The organism is Sphingomonas sp. LH128, from assembly GCF_000293195.2.
GTDB classification, from domain to species: Bacteria; Pseudomonadota; Alphaproteobacteria; order Sphingomonadales; family Sphingomonadaceae; genus Novosphingobium; species Novosphingobium resinovorum_A.
On sequence record NZ_ALVC01000577.1, the window covers coordinates 1 to 934 of the forward strand.

The following is a 934-nucleotide window of genomic DNA, read 5'->3' on the forward strand; positions in this document are numbered from 1 at the left end:
GCATGAACGCGACGAGCACCCCGACATGCAGCCCCTGCAGCGGATGGTGTTGGGCATCTTCTTGCGTATCGGTCAGTACGGACCACATCTTCGCACAGTCCGCGAGGTAGCGGCACATCGGGCCGATCACGTCCTGCGTCGGGCTGAGCGGGAGAACCCCGCCGATCGGCAACACCCCGAAACCTGGCCGCAAACCTACCACGCCGGTCAGTGCAGCCGGAACCCGCGCCGATCCCGATGTGTCCGTGCCCAGCGCTATGACCCCGAAACCGGCAGCAAGCGCGGCGGCGTTTCCCGAAGACGATCCGCCTGCGCTTTCCGCGAACGCGAAGGGGCTTGTGGTCTGCCCCCGGAGCGAGGATCGCCCGCGGTAATTGAAGGCGAACTCGGACATGTTGGTCTTGGCGACGACAATCGCGCCTGCCCGTTTCAGCTTCGCCACGACATCCGCGTCGCGGCCCGCAACGTTGCGGGCCAGGGCCACAGAGCCGGATGTCGTCGGCAGACCGGCGACATCGATGTTGTCCTTCACCAGTACCGGCACGCAGGCGAGCGGCAAGGCGCGGCGCGCGGTGCGGGTCATCGCATCGATGCGGCCTGCTTCCGCCAGTGCCGACCGGTCGAGCGCAACCACGGCATGAAGCGGTCCGTCAAGCCGCCCGATCCGGTCCAGTCGGCCAGCGATTATGGAGGCGCAGTTGGTCCTGCCCGTTGCCAGCCGCGCAGCGATCAGCGTAATCTCGCTCTCGGCCGCACCGGAAGGGGTCGGCGCGACCGATCGCGCGAAAGCGATGCCCCCGTGTATGCCGGCGCCGGCCATCGTCAGAAAAATCAGCTTCGAGACGATGGCGCAGCGCATCACTCCGTATCGGTCGCTCAGAACTTGAACCCAGCCGAGGCGAAGAACGACATGCCGTTGAAGCCGAACGGCGAG

At 66.5% G+C, this 934-nt stretch carries 1 protein-coding gene; it reads right to left on the reverse strand.

Annotation, left to right across the window (positions count from 1 at the left end; translation table 11 throughout):
• On the reverse strand, window positions 1–820 hold an 820-nt coding region (locus LH128_RS30385; protein WP_172705221.1), incomplete at its 3' end, for an amidase.
• Window positions 821–934: the final 114 nt, after the last annotated feature.